The organism is Pseudonocardia sp. CA-107938 (genome assembly GCF_050936315.1).
Taxonomy (GTDB): Bacteria; Actinomycetota; Actinomycetes; order Mycobacteriales; family Pseudonocardiaceae; genus Pseudonocardia.
In genome coordinates, this window is sequence record NZ_JBNJNA010000001.1 from 5,933,124 (window position 1) to 5,949,303 (window position 16,180).

Annotated in this window: 15 protein-coding genes and 1 pseudogene; 11 read left to right on the plus strand and 5 right to left on the minus strand. The window is 73.4% G+C overall.

The genetic code is table 11. The features are described from left to right. The first annotated feature begins 42 nt into the window (after positions 1-42). Entirely contained in the window at positions 43-672 is a 630-nt protein-coding gene (locus tag ACQEVB_RS29375) for a hypothetical protein (protein ID WP_432978136.1), read from the plus strand. Between the two features lie 33 nt (positions 673-705). On the opposite strand, the gene ACQEVB_RS29380 is transcribed toward ACQEVB_RS29375, so the two are convergent. Beyond that, positions 706-1,113, minus strand: coding sequence for a VOC family protein (locus tag ACQEVB_RS29380; RefSeq protein WP_432978139.1), 408 nt, complete (start codon positions 1,111-1,113; stop codon positions 706-708). Between the two features lie 53 nt (positions 1,114-1,166). Beyond that, positions 1,167-2,360 carry a 4-hydroxyphenylpyruvate dioxygenase gene (gene hppD, locus ACQEVB_RS29385; RefSeq protein ID WP_432978142.1) on the minus strand — a complete coding sequence of 398 codons (1,194 nt, stop codon included), beginning with the start codon at positions 2,358-2,360 and terminating at the stop codon, positions 1,167-1,169. A gap of 219 nt (positions 2,361-2,579) precedes the next feature. On the opposite strand from hppD, the gene ACQEVB_RS29390 reads away from it, so the two are divergent. After that, on the plus strand, positions 2,580-3,773 hold the full coding sequence (locus ACQEVB_RS29390) for an MFS transporter (protein WP_432978145.1): 1,194 nt from the start codon (positions 2,580-2,582) through the stop codon (positions 3,771-3,773). 4 nt (positions 3,774-3,777) lie between these two features. Here the strand turns inward: ACQEVB_RS29390 and ACQEVB_RS29395 are convergent, their stop codons facing one another. Further along, entirely contained in the window at positions 3,778-4,635 is an 858-nt protein-coding gene (locus ACQEVB_RS29395) for an oxidoreductase (RefSeq protein ID WP_432978148.1), read from the minus strand. Between the two features lie 40 nt (positions 4,636-4,675). Between ACQEVB_RS29395 and selA the strand changes: the two genes are divergently transcribed. The 6 genes from selA to ACQEVB_RS29425 all read left to right on the plus strand — a co-directional run bounded on the left by selA (position 4,676) and on the right by ACQEVB_RS29425 (position 12,320). Next, positions 4,676-5,998 carry an L-seryl-tRNA(Sec) selenium transferase gene (gene selA / locus ACQEVB_RS29400; protein ID WP_432978151.1) on the plus strand — a complete coding sequence of 441 codons (1,323 nt, stop codon included), beginning with the start codon at positions 4,676-4,678 and terminating at the stop codon, positions 5,996-5,998. A gap of 1 nt (position 5,999) precedes the next feature. Beyond that, positions 6,000-7,769, plus strand: coding sequence for a selenocysteine-specific translation elongation factor (selB, locus tag ACQEVB_RS29405; protein WP_432978154.1), 1,770 nt, complete (start codon positions 6,000-6,002; stop codon positions 7,767-7,769). A gap of 473 nt (positions 7,770-8,242) precedes the next feature. Continuing rightward, positions 8,243-10,546 carry a molybdopterin cofactor-binding domain-containing protein gene (locus ACQEVB_RS29410; protein ID WP_432980641.1) on the plus strand — a complete coding sequence of 768 codons (2,304 nt, stop codon included), beginning with the start codon at positions 8,243-8,245 and terminating at the stop codon, positions 10,544-10,546. A 22-nt stretch (positions 10,547-10,568) separates the two neighbouring features. Next, positions 10,569-11,039, plus strand: coding sequence for a (2Fe-2S)-binding protein (locus ACQEVB_RS29415; RefSeq protein ID WP_432978157.1), 471 nt, complete (start codon positions 10,569-10,571; stop codon positions 11,037-11,039). A gap of 12 nt (positions 11,040-11,051) precedes the next feature. Then, on the plus strand, positions 11,052-11,342 hold the full coding sequence (locus ACQEVB_RS29420) for a hypothetical protein (RefSeq protein ID WP_432978160.1): 291 nt from the start codon (positions 11,052-11,054) through the stop codon (positions 11,340-11,342). Positions 11,343-11,396: 54 nt separating this feature from the next. Continuing rightward, positions 11,397-12,320, plus strand: a complete 924-nt coding sequence (locus ACQEVB_RS29425; protein ID WP_432978163.1) for a LysR family transcriptional regulator — start codon at positions 11,397-11,399, stop codon at positions 12,318-12,320. Positions 12,321-12,358: 38 nt separating this feature from the next. Here the strand turns inward: ACQEVB_RS29425 and ACQEVB_RS29430 are convergent. After that, positions 12,359-13,693, minus strand: a pseudogene (locus ACQEVB_RS29430) (amidohydrolase family protein); the annotation flags it as partial. Here ACQEVB_RS29430 and ACQEVB_RS29435 point away from each other — a divergent pair. Further along, positions 13,692-14,753, plus strand: coding sequence for a serine hydrolase domain-containing protein (locus ACQEVB_RS29435; RefSeq protein ID WP_432978166.1), 1,062 nt, complete (start codon positions 13,692-13,694; stop codon positions 14,751-14,753). The pseudogene ACQEVB_RS29430 and the gene ACQEVB_RS29435 overlap by 2 nt on opposite strands. Then, on the plus strand, positions 14,750-15,262 hold the full coding sequence (locus ACQEVB_RS29440) for a pyridoxamine 5'-phosphate oxidase family protein (protein ID WP_432978168.1): 513 nt from the start codon (positions 14,750-14,752) through the stop codon (positions 15,260-15,262). Before ACQEVB_RS29435 ends, ACQEVB_RS29440 begins: the two co-directional genes overlap by 4 nt. Here ACQEVB_RS29440 and ACQEVB_RS29445 read toward each other — a convergent pair. After that, complete coding sequence (locus tag ACQEVB_RS29445) at positions 15,247-15,651, minus strand: DUF5313 family protein (protein ID WP_432978171.1); 405 nt, start codon at positions 15,649-15,651, stop codon at positions 15,247-15,249. The genes ACQEVB_RS29440 and ACQEVB_RS29445 overlap by 16 nt on opposite strands. Before the next feature lie 45 nt (positions 15,652-15,696). Here ACQEVB_RS29445 and ACQEVB_RS29450 point away from each other — a divergent pair, with 45 nt between their 5' ends. Next, the gene (locus tag ACQEVB_RS29450) at positions 15,697-16,140 is read left to right on the plus strand and encodes a MarR family winged helix-turn-helix transcriptional regulator (RefSeq protein ID WP_432978174.1); all 444 of its coding nucleotides are present in this window, start codon (positions 15,697-15,699) and stop codon (positions 16,138-16,140) included. Positions 16,141-16,180 lie beyond the last annotated feature (40 nt).

A 16,180-nucleotide genomic window follows, 5' to 3' on the forward strand; every position in this document is an offset into this window, starting at 1 on the left:
CCCGGATCGTGACGGGCCGCCGTCCGCGGCACTCTCGACGTCATGACGATCGCGCTCTCCCCACCCACCCCACCCACCCCGCTCGCTCCGCTCGCCCCCGCCCGTCCGGCGTTGGTCGGGTTCGCCGTGGCCGGGGTGATCCTGGTGGCGCTCGACGCGCGCAGCCCGGCCGCCGCGATCACCGACACGATCAGCTCGCACGCGGCGAGCGCGGCCAGGGTCGCGTTCGTGCTGGCCCTGCTGGCGAGCAGCGCCGGGGTCGCGGTCGCGCTGGGCCGGTCGTGGCGCGGGCTCGCCGCGCGGCGGCCGGCCGATCTCGCGCTCCTCGCGCTGTGGCCGCTCGGGATGGGGATCGCCTCGGTCGTCGACCAGAACGCGCAGTCGTGGACCGGGATGGTGCACAACGTCGCCGTGGGCGCCGCCATCGTCGGCGTCCACCTGGCTGCGGCACGCACCGGGTCGCGGCCGCTCGCCGCGCTGACGGCCGCCGGCCTCGCCACCATGACCACCCTGCTGGTGCTCATCGCGATGCACGTGGCCGGCGTGCCCGGCGTACCGGTCGGGGTGGCGGAGCGGGTGCTCGTGGTGATCAGCGTGGTGCTGGTCGTGGGCGCGCTGCGGGCACGCCGCACCGTCGAGAACGAACCTGTGGTGATCAAACAGCCCTGTTGATCACCACAACGTCGTTCTCGACGCGGACGGCCCTCAGCTCGGGCTGATGTTCACCAGCCACGAGACGCCGAACCGGTCGACGAGCATCCCGAACGTGTCGCCCCACGGCGCCTTCTCCAGCGGCACCGTGACCGAGCCGCCTGCGGCGAGGCCGTCCCACCAGCCGCGCAGCGTCTTCTCGTCGTCGCCTGAGAGGGAGATCGAGCCGTTCGGCGAGATCTCCATGCTCGACGGCACGTCGGCTCCCATGAGCGTGAGGTCCGGGCCCGCCTCCAGCTGGGAGTGCATGATGTTCTGCTGCTCGGACTCGTCGACCCCCATACCGCCCGCCTCGGCGAACGTGCTCGACGTGAGCTCGCCACCGAACACGGAGGCGTAGAACTCCATCGCCTCCCGGGCCTCGCCGCGGAAGTTCAGGTACGGGTTCAGCTTCGTCGCCATGGCCGGGCACAGTAGTGGCCCCGTCTGACAGAACGGGGCCACCGGACGGGTGGTCAGAAGTTGCCGCGCTTCTCCTGCTCCCGCTCGATCGCCTCGAACAGGGCCTTGAAGTTGCCCTTGCCGAACCCGAGCGAGCCGTGCCGCTCGATGAGCTCGAAGAACAGCGTCGGGCGGTCGCCGATCGGCTTGGTGAAGATCTGCAGCAGGTACCCGTCCTCGTCGCGGTCGACGAGGATGCCGCGCGACTGCAGCTCCTCGACCGGTACGCGGACCTTCCCGATGCGCGCCCGCAGCTCCGGGTCGCTGTAGTAGGAGTCCGGCGTGCTCAGGAACTCGACGCCGCGGGCGCGCAGGGCGTCGACGGAGGCGAGGATGTCGTTGGTGGCGAGCGCCAGGTGCTGCACACCCGAGCTGCCGTAGAAGTCCAGGTACTCGTCGATCTGCGAGCGCTTCTTCGCGACCGCCGGCTCGTTCAGCGGGAACTTGACGCGGTGGTTGCCGCTGGCGACGACCTTGCTCATCAGCGCCGAGTACTCGGTCGCGATGTCGTCGCCGACGAACTCCGCCATGTTGGTGAAGCCCATGATCCGGTTGTAGAAGTCGACCCAGGCGTCCATCTGGCCGAGCTCGACGTTGCCGACGACGTGGTCCAGCGCCTGGAACAGCCGCTTCGGCTTGCCGATCGCGGACGAGCGGGCGACGTACCCGGGCAGGTACGGGCCGGTGTAGCGGGAGCGGTCGACCAGCGTGTGCCGGGTCTCGCCGTAGGTGGCGATGCTGGCCAGCCGCACTGTGCCGTGCTCGTCGGTGACGTCGTGCGGCTCCTCGAGCACGGTCGCGCCCTGCGCCCGCGCGTGCGTGATGCAGCGGTCGACGTCGGGCACCTCCAGCGCGACGTCGACGACGCCGTCCCCGTGCCGGCGGTGGTGCTCCAGCAGCGGGCTGCTCGGCGAGACCCCGCCCTTCAGGACGAACCGGACGGCGCCGGAACGCAGGACGTAGGCGTGGTGGTCGCGGTTGCCGGTCTCGGGGCCGGAGTAGGCGACGAGCTCCATGCCGTAGACGAGCTGGTAGTACTGCGCGGCCTGGGTGGCGTTGCCGACGACCCACACCACGGCGTCCCAGCCGGTGACGGGGAACGGGTCGGCCGCGTCGTCGTGCTCCACCAGGCCGACGAGCTGGCGGAGCTGGTCGAGATCCAGCTCGGCGAGGCGTTCCTGGCTGGTCAGGGTGTGCTCGATGCTCATGGGGACCTCCTCGGCGACGCGGCAGCGATTTCGTCCAGGACACCTCGATGGGCTTAGTCGCGCAACCTGTGCATCAGATGCTGGTCGGGATGCCCATCTGGCACGTCGGGACCGCCCTTCATCTGGACGATCTGCATAGCCGTGAATTCGAGTGGCTCGATCGGTGCGGAGCTGCCAGCATCGGCGTCCGTGCGCAGTCGGGGCGGGACCGTGTTGGTGGTGGCCCTCGTGGTCGACGCGGCCGGCAACGGCCTGTTCGCGCCGCTGTCGCTGATCTACTTCACCCGGCTCACCGACGTCTCGCTGGCGCTGGTGGGCACCCTGCTCACCGTCGCCAACCTGGTGGCGCTGCCGCTGCCGATCTGGGCCGGGGCATGGGCCGACCGTATCGGGCCGCGCCCGCTGGTCGTCGCCTCCGAGGCGATGATGGCGGCCGGGTTCCTCGCCTACGCCGCGGTCGCCGGACCCGTCGGAATCCTGCTCTCGGCCACACTCGTCGCGGCCGGCGTCCGGGTGTTCTGGTGCACGATCTTCACGCTGCTCGCCGACTACGCCGACGGCGACGACCGCCCGCAGGCCCGCACGACCGACGGCTGGTACGCCGTGGCCAACATGGCCCGGACGGCCGGCATCGCGATCGGCGGGCTGGTCACCGGCGTGGTCGCCGCGGACGGCAGCACCACGGCGTACCGGGGCGTCGCGATCGGCGCGGCCGTGGCACTGGCCGCGGCGGCGGTGCTGGTCGGGGTCTGGGTGCGCACGCCGCGGCACGCCGCGGCCGCCGAGACGGAGCCGCTGGGCTACCGCGACCTCCTGCGCGACCACCCCTACCTGGAGCTGATCGGGATCAACACGGTCTGGGCGGGCACGAGCATGATGTTCGCGCTCGCGTTGCCGACGGTCGTGCTGACCACCGGCGCCCCGCCCTGGCTCACCGCCGCGCTGCTCGCGGCCAACGCGATCCTCATCGCGACGCTGTCGGCGCCGCTGGTGGCCCGGCTCGCCGGGATCCGCCGCACGACGGTGCTGGCCGGTGCGGCGGCCCTCTGGGCGCTGTGGTGCGCGCTGCTCGCCGTTGTCGGTGTGGTCGGCGCGGTCGTGGCGACCGTCGTGCTGATCGCCTCGACGCTGCTGTTCACCGTGGCGGAGACGGCGCACGCGCCCGTCTCGACCGGGGTCGCGGCGGCCGCCGCTCCGCCGTCCGCGCGGGGCCGGTACATGTCGACGTTCCAGTACTCGTTCGCGATCGCCAGCGTGATCGCGCCGGCGTTCTTCGCCACGCTCTACGAGGCCGGCCCGGCGTGGCCGTTCGTCGTGCTGGGCGCGATCAACGCAGTGAGCGTGCTGGGCGCGCTGCGGCTCGCCCGCACGCTCCCGCCCGTCGCCGTGGCGGGGCCGCTCCCCCGCGTCTGACCGGTCAGGCCAGCGCGTTCAGCTCCGCGACGACGTCGGCGGGCAGCTCCACGTCCCGCACGGCGGTGTTCTCCTCGAGGTGGGCCACCGACGACGTGCCCGGGATGAGCAGCACGTTCGGCGCAACGGTCAGCGTCCAGGCGAGCACGACCTGGGCCGCGCCGATGCCGAGCCGCTCGGCGGCCGCGCGCACGGTGTCGTTGTTCAGCACCGGGTTCTGCGGGTTGAAGCCCGAACCCAGCGGGAAGAACGGCACGAACGCGATGCCGGCTGCCGTGCACTCGGCGAGCACCGGGTCGGAGCTGCGGTCGAGCAGGTTGTACGGGTTCTGCACGCAGGCGATCTCGGTCTGCTGCCGTGCCCGGCGCAGGTGCTCCACGGTGATGTTGGAGAGCCCGATGCCGGCGATGAGGCCGGCGTCGCGTGCCTCGACCATCGCGCCGAGCTGGTCGTCGAACCGCTGGCCAGGCGGTTCCTTCTCGTCGAGGAGGCGCAGGTTGACCGCCGCGAGCTGCTCCACGCGCAGGCACGCCAGGTTGTCCTCGATGCCCTGGCGCAGGTCGGCGGGGTCGTCCCACGGCAGCCACGCACCGGTGTCGTCGCGGCGCGCGCCGACCTTGCTCACGATCGCGAGATCGGCCGGGTAGGGGTGCAGCGCGTCCCGGATCAGCTCGTTCGCCACATCGGGTCCGTAGTACTGGGACGTGTCGATGTGGTCGATGCCCAGCTCGACGACCCGCCGCAGCACGGCGAGCGCCTCGGCGCGGTCGCGGGGCGGGCCGAAGACACCGGGCCCGGGGAGCTGCATCGCGCCGTAGCCGACGCGGCCGACGGTGTGTCCGGCGAGCGGGAAGCGATCCATGCCCGCAGCCTAGGAGCCTGCCGCGCGTAGGGTGCGGCGGGTGAAGACCCCGGCCGTGGACCCGCGGCGCGCGGTGCCCCGCACCGACGCCGTGCTGGCCGAGCCGCCGGTCGCCGCGGCGGTCCGGCGCCTCGGGAAGGACCTGGTCAAGCAGGCCGTCGGACGCGCGCAGGACGCTGTGCGGGCCGGGCAGGTCGACCCGGCCGACGTCGTCGCCGCGGTCGTCGCCGAGCTGCCCGCCGGCGCCACCCGGCTGCGCCCGGTGCTCAACGCCACCGGCGTGCTGCTGCACACCAACCTGGGCCGGGCCCCGCTGTCGCCCGCTGCCCGCGACGCGCTCGCCGTGGCCGCCGGGACCTGCGACGTCGAGCTGGACCTCGACACCGGCGGGCGCGGGCGCCGCGGCGCGGCCGCGGTCGACGCGCTGCTCGCCGCCGTGCCGGCCGCGGCCGCCGCGCACGTCGCGAACAACGGGGCCGCCGCGCTGGCGCTGGTCGCCGCCACGCTCGCACCCGGACGCGAGATCGTCGTCTCCCGCGGCGAGCTGGTCGAGATCGGTGACGGCTTCCGGCTACCCGACCTGCTGGCCGCCACCGGGGCGCGGCTGCGCGAGGTCGGCACCACCAACCGCACCCACCTGCGCGACTACATCGACGCGCTCGGCGCGGACACGGCGTTCGTGCTGAAGGTGCACCCGTCCAACTTCGTCGTGCGCGGGTTCACCAGCGCGGTCGCGCCGCGCGAGCTGGCCGCCGCGCTGCCCGACGGTGTCCCGCTCGTCGTCGACATCGGGTCCGGGCTCCTCGCACCGCATCCGCTGCTGCCCGACGAGCCGGACGCCGCGGGGATGCTCGCCGACGGTGCCGCACTGGTCACGGCGTCCGGGGACAAGCTGCTGGGCGGGCCGCAGGCCGGGCTGCTGCTCGGCGGGCCGGGTGTCGGGGCTGCGCTGGTCGATCGGGTCCGCCGGCACCCGCTGGCCCGGGCGATGCGCGTCGACAAGCTGACGCTCGCCGCGCTGGAGGCGACCCTGCGCGGGCCGGTGCCTCCGGTGCGCGCCGCGCTGGAGACCGATCCGGCGGAGCTGCACCGCCGCGCCGACGCGCTCGCCGCGCGGCTCGCCGCGGCCGGGCTCGACGCCGTCGCCGTCGCGTCGACGGCCACCGTGGGCGGTGGAGGGGCACCGGGCACGACGCTGCCCAGCGCCGCGGTCGCGCTGCCGGAGCGGTTCGCGGCCGCCCTGCGGGCCGGTGACCCCGCCGTGCTGGGCCGGCTGGAGCGTGGCCGCTGCCTGCTCGACCTGCGAGCCGTCGCCCCGGCGGATGACGAGCTCGTCGCGCGTGCGGTGCTGGCGGTGCGCTGACGTGTCGCACGTCGTGGCCACCGCGGGGCACGTCGACCACGGCAAGTCCGCGCTGGTCAGGGCGTTGACGGGAATGGAGCCGGACCGGCTCGCCGAGGAGCGCCGCCGCGGCATGACGCTCGATCTCGGGTTCGCCTGGACCGATGTCGACGGCGAGCCGGTCGCGTTCGTCGACGTGCCGGGCCACGAGCGGTTCGTGACGACGATGCTCGCCGGCGTCGGGCCGGTGCCCGCGGTGCTGTTCGTGGTGGCGGCGGACGAGGGCTGGATGCCGCAGTCGGCCGAGCACCGCGACGCCCTCGCCGCGGTCGGCGTGCGGCACGGTGTGCTGGCGGTGACCCGGAGCGACCTGCGCGATCCCGCCCCGGCGATGGCCGCTGCGACTGCCGAGCTGGCGGCGAGCCCGATGGGCGCGCTGCCGGCCGTCGCGGTCTCGTCGGTGACCGGTGCCGGGCTGGCCGAGCTGCGCGCAGAGCTCGCGGCGCTGGTCCATCGCCTGCCCGCCCCCGATCCGGCCGCCGACGTGCGGATCTGGGTCGACCGCGCGTTCACCGTGCGGGGCGCGGGCACCGTCGTGACGGGCACGTTGCCGGCCGGCACGGTCCGGGTCGGCGACACCTTGGTGCTGGCCGGTGCCGCCGGCGAGCGCGAGGTGGTGGTGCGCGGCCTGCAGAGCCGCGGCACGGCCGTCGGCTCGGCCACCGGGGTCGAGCGGGTGGCGCTGAACCTGCGCGGCGTACCGGTGGAGGGGATCGCGCGCGGCGACGTGCTGCTGACCCCGCAGGTGTGGCGGCCGACGGCCGAGCTGGACGTGCGGCTGGTGCGTGCCGACGCGGTGCCCGAGCAGCTCATGTTGCACGTCGGCGCGGCGGCGGTGCCGGTGCGGGTGCGCCCGCTCGGCGCCGACGTGGTGCGGCTGCGGCTGCGGCGCCCGCTGCCGCTGCGCATCGGCGACCGCGCTGCCCTGCGGGACCCGGGCCGCCGGCAGGTGGTGGCCGGTGTGGTCGTGCTGGATCCGGCGCCGCCCGCGCTGCGCCGGCGGGGTGCCGCGGCCCGGCGCGCGAGCGACCTGGGCGGCGCCACCGGCGTGCCCGACGCGGCCGCCGAGCTCGCGCGGCGTGGGCTCGTGCGCGGCGCCGACCTGGTCGCGCTGGGCGTGCCGGCTGCGCAGGTGGCCGCCGTCGAGGCGCTGCGGGCCGGTGGCTGGCTCGTCGACCCGGACCGGGTTCCCGCGCTGACGGCTGCGGTGCGGGACGCCGTCGCCGCGCACGCCCGGGCGGCACCGCTCGAACCCGGGATGCCGCTGGATGCCGCCCGCCGGGCCGCCGACCTCCCGGACGCGGCGATCGTCGCCGCGCTGGTGGCCGGCACCGCGGACCTGCGCACCGCCGACGGTCGGGTGACCGCCGGCGGGCCGGCCCTGCCGCCGGCGCTGGCCACCGCGCTGGCGGCGCTGCGGGCAGATCTCGGGCGGGACCCGTTCGCCGCTCCGGACGCCGCACGCCTCGCCGAGCTGGGGCTGGGGCACCGCGAGCTGGCCGCGCTGGAACGGGTCGGGGCGGTGCTGAAGGTGGCCGACGGCGTGGTGCTCCTCCCCGGAGCGGACGCGCAGGCGCTGGACCGGCTGCGCACGCTCGACGGCGCGTTCACGCTCAGCGCCGCCCGGCAGGCGCTGGGCACGACCCGCCGCGTGGCCGTGCCGCTGCTGGAGCTGCTCGCCCGCACCGGACGCACCCGGCGGACGGCGGACGGGCTCCACGAGGTGGTGTGACGCGCGGTCGCCACGCTGCGTCCATCCGCTGCGCGCGGTGCGCCCGGACGGCCTAGTGTCCGTGACGACCTGACGCTTGGGTTAGGCAATCGGTCGTCCCGATTGATCCTTTCGGGTGAACAAAGCGATCATCGGGCATTCCGTATCTGCGCCTCCTCAGACTGAATTTCTCCGCAAGAGAGGTAAGTACAGCCTCACCTCCGATCCGCTGAGCTGCGGCGGACTGTCGCGTCACCACGGCACCCGTTCGGAACGTGCTACGAAAGTTCGCCGAAACGTCGCGCACCTGTAGCAGCAAAGGGGTCGTTGGCAGCGCAACTGACCTGGCCGTGACTCCGCTCCCCCACGAGATCACCGCGCCGGGCCACGCCGAGAGGACGACGATGCCCGCTCACCGCGCTGCCAGCCGCCGCGACACGGCCGCGTTGAACGCCGAACTGCGCGCCGAGGCCGCCACCCTGAACGCCCGATCCATGCTGCGCCAGGACGTCGGCCGACGCCGCTTCCTCGGCTACCTCGTGGCCGCCCCGACGCTCGTCGTCGCGGCCGAGATGACCCGGGAGGCTGTGGTCGGCTCGCCGTCGGCCGCCGCACTCGGGCTGCCGTCGCCGCCGCAGACCCCCGAGGTCTACGACCTGCTGGACGCGATCCGCGACTCCTGCCGGCCCACCGCGAACCTCATCCGCGTCGAGGTCCGCAAGGACGGCACGGTGCACTTCGCGCTGCCGCGCTCGGACAATGGGCAGGGCATCATCACGTCCACGCAGATGATCATCGCGGAGGAGATGGGCCTCGACGTCGACCAGGTCGAGGTCACCCTCGCCGACGCCCGTCCCGAGCTGGTGTTCAACCAGCTCACCGGCGGTTCCAGCTCCACGTTCTCCACCTACACGCCGATCCGGGTCGCAGCCGCGCTGGCCGCGGGCCGGCTGCTCGAGGCCGCGTCCGCGATCCTCGGCCAGGAGAAGGCCACGCTGCAGGCCCGCAAGGGCCTCATCACCGGGCTGAACGGCCGGTCGCTCCCGTTCGGCGAGCTGACCGAGGCGGCCGCGAGCCCCGTCGACCAGGTCGTCGACGTGGTGCTGAAGGACCGCAAGGACTTCACGATCATCGGCAAGCCGCACACCAAGACCGACGCGCGCGACATCGTCACCGGCCGCAAGAAGTTCACCACCGACCTGCGGATCCCCGACGCCCTGCCCACCATCATCTGCCGGGCGCCACAGCTCAACGGCATCCCGGTGAGCCTCGACAACACCGCGGCCATCCTGGCCATGCCCGGCGTGACGGACGTGGCGAAGGTCGGCACCGGCATCGCGGTGCGCGCGCAGACGTTCGGCCAGTGCATCGAGGCCGTCCGCGCGATGGAGGTGCAGTGGAAGGACGGCACCGTCCCCGGCGAGGACGACGAGTCGGTGCTGGCCAAGGTCCGCAAGGCCGAGCTGCCGCTCGCCGTGCCGGCCGGGGTCGGCGAGACGATCGAGCACTCGTTCACGTTCTACTTCCGCAGCAACTCCTCGCTGGAGACCAACTGCGCCATCGCCGACGTCCGTGACGGGAAGTGCGAGATCTGGGGCCCGTCGAAGAGCCCCATCGCCGCGCAGGCGGACATCGCGAAGAAGCTCGGCCTGTCCGTCGGCGACGTCACCTTCCACGTGATGCAGGGCGGCGGCTCGTTCGGCCGCAAGCTCTTCTACGACGCGGCCCTGGAGGCTGCGCTCGTCTCGCAGAAGATGGGCAAGCCGGTCAAGCTGATGTGGAGCCGCGCCGACGACGCCCGGCAAGGCAGGGTGCATCCGCTCGCCACGTCGCGAATCCGGGCGCTGGTCGGCGCGGACTCCGTGCTCTCGTTCGAGCAGCGCCACACCAGCGTCGCCACCGAGATCAACCCGGGGTTCTCCGAACCGATCACCGCAGCCGCGGCGAAGGCGCCCGGCGGCAACCTCACCGTCTCCGAGCTGATCTTCGAGCTGAGCCAGGTGACGCCGTACAACCTCGGCGTCTCGACCCGGTTCCTCAACGAGGTCGACATGCGCTTCAACACGAGCGCGATGCGCAACATCTACTCGCCCGACACCGCCACCGCGCGCGAGCTCGTCATCGACCGGATCGCGGCGAAGCTCGGCAAGGACCCGTACGAGTTCCGGGCCCAGACGGTCAAGTACGACCGCTGGCGCAACGTCCTCGACCGGGCCGCCAAGGAAGGCGAGTGGGGGAAGTCGATGGCCCCCGGGACGGCCCAGGGCATCGGCATGCACGTCGAGTACAAGGGCGCCGCTGCGTGCGTCGTGGAGATCGACTGCACGCCGGGCATGGTCGACCGGCCGATCCGCGAGGGCGTCACCGGTCCGCGCGTGACCCGCGTGACCTACGTCGTCGACGTCGGGCTCGTGATCAACCCGCGCGGGCTCGAGGCCCAGATGATGAGCGGCATCAACGACGCCATCGCGATGACGCTGACGTCCAGCATGCACCTCGTCGACGGGCACTTCGTCGAGGCCAGCTGGGACAACTACTTCTACACGCGGCAGTGGAACACGCCGTACGACATGAAGATCGTGATCATCGACGACTCGCCCACCGACGAGCCCGGCGGGGCCGGCGAGTTCGGCGTCGCGGCGGCCTGCGGCGCCATCGCCTGCGCGTACGCCCGCGCCACCGGGAAGGTCCCCGACTACTTCCCGATCAACCACAAGGACCCGTTCCCCTTCGAGCCGAAGCCGCTCGTGCCGCCGATCCCGCCCGCACCCACCAACGGCCTCGACTACACGTACTGAGCTGATCCGACTGGAGCGCGCCATGCCCGAACACCGCTTCCACCTCAACGGCCAGCAGGTCAGCGTCGACGTCGACGACGACGTGCGGCTGCTCTGGGTGATCCGCGACATCCTCGGCTTCACCGGCCCGAAGTACGGCTGCGGGATCAACGTCTGCAAGGCCTGCACCAGCCACATCAACGGCCGCGCGTTCAACCCGTGCTCGGTGCGGGTGTGCGACATCGCAGAAGACGACGAGATCACCACCATCGAGGGCCTCGCCGACGGGGAGAACCTGCACCCGATGCAGCAGGCCTGGATCGACCACGACGTGGCCCAGTGCGGCTACTGCCAGCCCGGCCAGATCATGGCCGCGGTGGCGAAGGTGCGCCAATGCACCGAGGAAGGACGCGCCGTCGACGACGCCGCGATCGAGGAGATCCGCAACATCTGCCGTTGCGGCACCTACAACCGGATGCGTGCGGCCATCAAGGCCGGCGCGGCCAACATGTGAGGACGGGGACCCATGAGGATCCGCAGGAGCTACGCCGTCGCCGCGGCGCTCGCCGCCGCCGTCGCCATCCCGGTGGTGCTCGCCGGGATGGCGTCCGCCGAGGAGGACACCCAGTCGCCGCTGCAGGGGCTCGACGCCGGCGTCGCGACGCTCGGGACGCTGACCGCCTCGTTCATGGACGCCGTCAACGGGCCGAACCGCCCGGCCGGCGCCGACGGCACCGAGACAGAGTTCCCGACGGACGCGCCGAACCTGGTGGAGGGCCCGCCGGCGGGTCTGGTCAAGAACGGCCCGTTCGAGTAGTCCCTGCTGTTGACCCGTGCTCCATGATGGGGCGGAGGTCGAGGAGGGGACGGCGTGGAGCTGCGGGAGATCGAGGTCTTCCTCGCCCTCTCCGAGGAGCTGCACTTCGGCCGCACCGCAGAGCGGCTGCATCTGTCGCAGTCGCGAGTCAGCCAGTCCATCCAGGCGATGGAGAGCCAGGTCGGCGGCGCCCTGTTCGAGCGCAGCAGCCGCCGGGTACGGATCACGGCGCTGGGGGCGCAGCTGCGTGACGGGCTGCGGCCCGGCGTCGAGCAGATCCGGCGGGCCGTGACCGAGGCCCGCGACGCGGCGCGCGGACCGAGTGGCGAGCTGCGCATCGGCCTGCTCTCCCTCGGTGCCGGCGGCCCGGAGTTCGACGCGCTCGTCGAGGGGTTCGAGCAGCGCTTCCCGGCGTGCCGGGTCGAGGTGCTGGAGGCGTTCCCCGGCAAGGCGCTGGAACGGCTGCGCACCGGGGAGCTCGACGCGCTCGTGCACTGGCTGCCCCTGCGCCAACCCGGGATCAGCGTGGGTCCGGTGCTGCTGGACGCCGAGCCCGTGCTCGCGGTGCGGCGGGGCCATCCGCTCGCCGAACGCGGGTGGGCGAGCGTGGAGGACCTGGCCGACCACGCGGTGCTCGACGCCGAGGGCGTGCTGCCCCCCGAGACCATCGAGGAGCTGACGCCGCGGTTCACCCCGTCCGGGCGGCCGATCCCCCGGCACGGGCGGGAAGGGCGGATGGCCGAGGTGCTCTCCCTCGTCGCGCGGGGCCAGGTGGTGCACCCGACGGCGGCCTCGGTCGGGGATCACTACGGTCATCCCGGAGTCGTGCTGGTCCCGCTGCGGGACGGGTCGCGCAGGCGGTCCGCGCTGGCATGGGTGACCGACCGGCCGAACCCGGCACTGCACGCGTTCGTCGCGTTCGTCGCCGCGGCCCGGCAGCCGAGCGACGCACCCGCGACCAGCGCGCCGCCCTGGTAGACCTGCCACACGCGGGCGGGATCGCGCAGCGCGTCGACGTCGAGTGTCCGCGCGTCGAGCACGACCAGATCGGCGATCATCCCAGGGGCGACGGTGCCCACGTGCTCGGCCAGGTCCAGCGCCCGGGCCGCCCCGCCGGTGGCCGCGGCCAGCGCGTCGAGCAGCGGCAGGCCGTGGTGCACCATCCGGGCCAGCTCCAGCCCGACGTCACCGAAGGGCTGCCAGTCGAACCCGAGCGCGATCGGCACCCCGGCCGCGTGCGCCGCCCGCAGCGTGCGCCCGGCCTCGTCGAGGTTGTGGTGGGCGAGCTCGACCAGCGGGCGGACCCAGCCGCTGCCCGCCCCGTCCTCGGCCGGGTCGACGCCGACCCGGTCGCCGAGTCCGGCCACCCCGTAGTAGCACGACAGCGTGGGCACGAGCGTCTGACCGGCCGCGGCCATGGCGTCGAGCAGGTCGGGCCGACGCCACAGGTGCATGCCGTGCTCGATGGTGTCGGCCCCGAGTGTCACCGCCAGCTCGGTGCCGGCCAGGCCCTCGGCGTGCGCGGCGACCCGGTAGCCGAGCCGGTGCGCCTCGTCGACCAGCGCACCGATCTCGGGCCGGGTCAGCTGGGCCGGTTCCGGAGCCTCCAGCTCGACCGACCGCGCGCCGGTCGACATCACCTTGACGAAGTCGGCGCCGCGGCGCAGCTGCTCCCGCACGGCGCGGCGCATGTCGTCGCATCCGTCGGCCTCGCGGTACATCCCGTCGAACCACCGGCCGCCCGGAGCCGTCGCCGAGACGATCCGTCCGCAGGTCAGCAGGCGCGGCCCGCGGAACGCGCCGTGGCGCATCGCCTGCCGCGCGGTCAGCACCTCGTCGCCGTAGGAGCCGACGTCGCGCAGCGTCGTCACCCCGGCGGCGAGCCGCTCCCGCAACCGGGCGGCGACCAGGTGCGCGGTCACCCCGGGAAAGGGCACCTCGGCGCCCTCGGCGGGCACCGGCGGATCGGCGTAGACGTGCGCGTGGGCGTCGATCAGGCCGGGCAGCAGCACGCGCCCGCCGAGGTCCACCACCTGGGCCCCCTCCGGCACGGGGTCACCGACCGTGCCGACGCGCGCCACTCGGCCGTCCTGCACGAGCACGGCCGAGCCAGGGACCGGCGCGGCGCCGGTGCCGTCGAACAGCAGGGCGTCGGTCAGCCAGGTCCGACCTGGCCGGGGCGGCGGATCAGCGATCAGGCAAGGGCGGCGATGCGGCATGCCGACACCGTCGCCGCACGCAGGTCGGGCGATCAAGCGCCGATCCCTGCATCCAGCGATCAGCCGGGCTGATCGCTGCGTCCACGGATCGCCCGTTGATCGAGCAACGTGGGGTCCGCACGCTGGAGGCATGTCGCAAGGTGTGCTCCACGACCGGGTCCAGCGCCGTGTCGACGATCTTGTCGACACCGGCGCGGAGGCCGGCCTGCAGGTGGCCGTGTACCAGGACGGCGTGCTCACCGTCGACGTCGCCGCGGGCACCGTCGACCACGACACCCCGATCTTCAGCTTCTCCACCGGCAAGAACGTGGCGGCGGTGCTCGCGCATCTCCTCGTCGCGCGTGGCTTCCTCGACTACGACACCCCGATCGTCGACCTGTGGCCCGAGTTCGGCGCGCACGGCAAGGGCACCGCGACGCTGCGGCACGTGCTCACCCACACCGTCGGGCTCCCGGCCATGCCGCGCGAGATCACCCCGCGCGAGCTCCCCGATCGGGCCAGGGTGTGCGAGTCGTTGGCCGCCGCCGAGCCGCGCTGGCCGCCGGGCACCGCCGTCGGCTACCACTCGTACACGTTCGGCTTCCTGGTCGGTGAGGTCGCCCGCCGCGCCACCGGCCGGACCATGAGCGAGCTGCTGGCCGAGTGGATCACGACTCCGCTCGGCATCGAAGGGCAGCTGCACTTCGGCGCGCCCACCGACGTGCTGCCGCTGCTGGGCCGACTCGAGCAGCCGACGGGGTGGACCGATCCCGGGAACGCGATCCTCGCGCCGTGGGAGAGCCGCCCGAGCGCGGAGTTCGGCACCAGCGAGGACATCCTGCGGGCCGACATCCCGTCGGTGGGCATCGCCACGGCCCACGGCCTCGCCGCGATGTTCAACGGCGTGCTGCAGGGCACGCTCGTCGACGCCACGCGGCTGGCGGAGCTGTCCGCCGTCGCGTTCGAGGGTGTCGACCAGGTCTTCGGCACCCCGGCGCGGATGGCGCTCGGCTTCCCGCTCGGACGGATCGGCGCTCCTGCCGAGGAGCACTCCGGGGCGTTCGGCTGGCCGGGCGGCGGCGGCAGCTACGCCTACGCCGACCCCGCCCGCGGAACCGCCTTCGCGCTGACGAAGACCCGGCTCCTCCCGACCTTCGACACCGTCCTGTCGATCACCGCGATCGTCGCCGACCACACCGGGAGCAGAACATGACCACCGCGCCACGGACCAACCTGGGCCCCTTCTCCGCCCCGGACGCCACCCCGACGCCCTGGGAGGAGGCGGAGTGGGTCCTGCGTGGCACCCAGAAGTTCCACCTGTGCACGGTCCGGCCCGACGGCCGACCCCACGTCACACCGCTGCTGGCGATCTGGGCGCTCGGCGCGATCTGGTTCACCACCGGGGAGAACGAGCAGAAGGCCAGGAACCTCAGCGCCGACCCGCGGTGCGTGCTCACCGCCGGGACCGAGACGCTCACCGGCACCGACGTCGTCATCGAAGGCACCGCCGAGCTCGTCACCGACCCGGCCACGAGGGACGCCGCGGCGACCGCGTTCGAGCAGGCCTACGGCTGGCACCTCACCGGCGAGGACGGGACCTGGCACGGCCTCGGCGACGCCGTCCGGGCCGGGACGACCCAGCTCTACCGGGTCCGGCCCGAGAAGGGGTTCGCCTTCGTGACCAGCAACCGGTCGTCCCAGACCCGCTACCGCTGGAGCTGACGCCAGCGCTGCGCGTACCGCTCCTGGGCCGCCCGCTGCTCGGCGCCGTCGCCCTCGGCACGGGCGGCGGTGACCGTGCCGCGCGGGTAGCCGGCCTTCACGGCGCGGTGCTCGACGGAGAACTCCATGTACGCGAACGAGTAGAAGTAGCCGATCAGCAGCCCGCCGAGGACGGCCATCGCGCGCACCCACGGCTCGCCCGGGACGAACAGGTAGAGCAGCACCGCGATCGGCGCCAGCTGGGCGGTGGCCCGCACGAAGTGGCGCAGCTGCCACGTCGGCGCCGTCACGTCGTGCAGGACCCAGCCGCGGTTGCGGGCCGGCAGACCGGCCCCGTAGGCGTACAGCAGCCAGCGCAACGGACCCGGCCGGACGATCTCGGTCGTCATTTCTCACCCCAACACTTGGCGTACAAAGTATTCTACACTGCCGGCATGACCGAGTCACCCGTCGATCTGCTCAAGCTGGACCGGCAGGTGTGCTTCGCGCTCGCGGTCGCGGCGCGCAACGTCATCGCGCTCTACCGCCCGCTGCTCGAGCCGATGGGCCTCACCCATCCCCAGTACCTGGTGATGCTCGCCCTGTGGGAGCGCGCGCCGCGCTCGCTCACCGATCTCTCCGGCGAGCTCGCCCTCGACCCCGGCACCCTCTCCCCGCTGCTCAAGCGCCTCGAGACCGCCGGGTACGTGACGCGCAGGCGCGTCGCCGGTGACGAGCGCACCCTCGCCGTCGAGCTCACCGACACCGGACGCGCCCTGCGCGACCAGGCCGAACGGATCCCGCCCGCCGTCGTGGAGCGGCTCGGCATGCCGCTCTCCGAGCTCGACCACCTGCGCGAGGTGCTGACCGCGGTCATCGCGGCCACGAAGAACCCGTAGGATGTCGATCATGTCGAGCCCCGAGGCGGACACGGTCGGG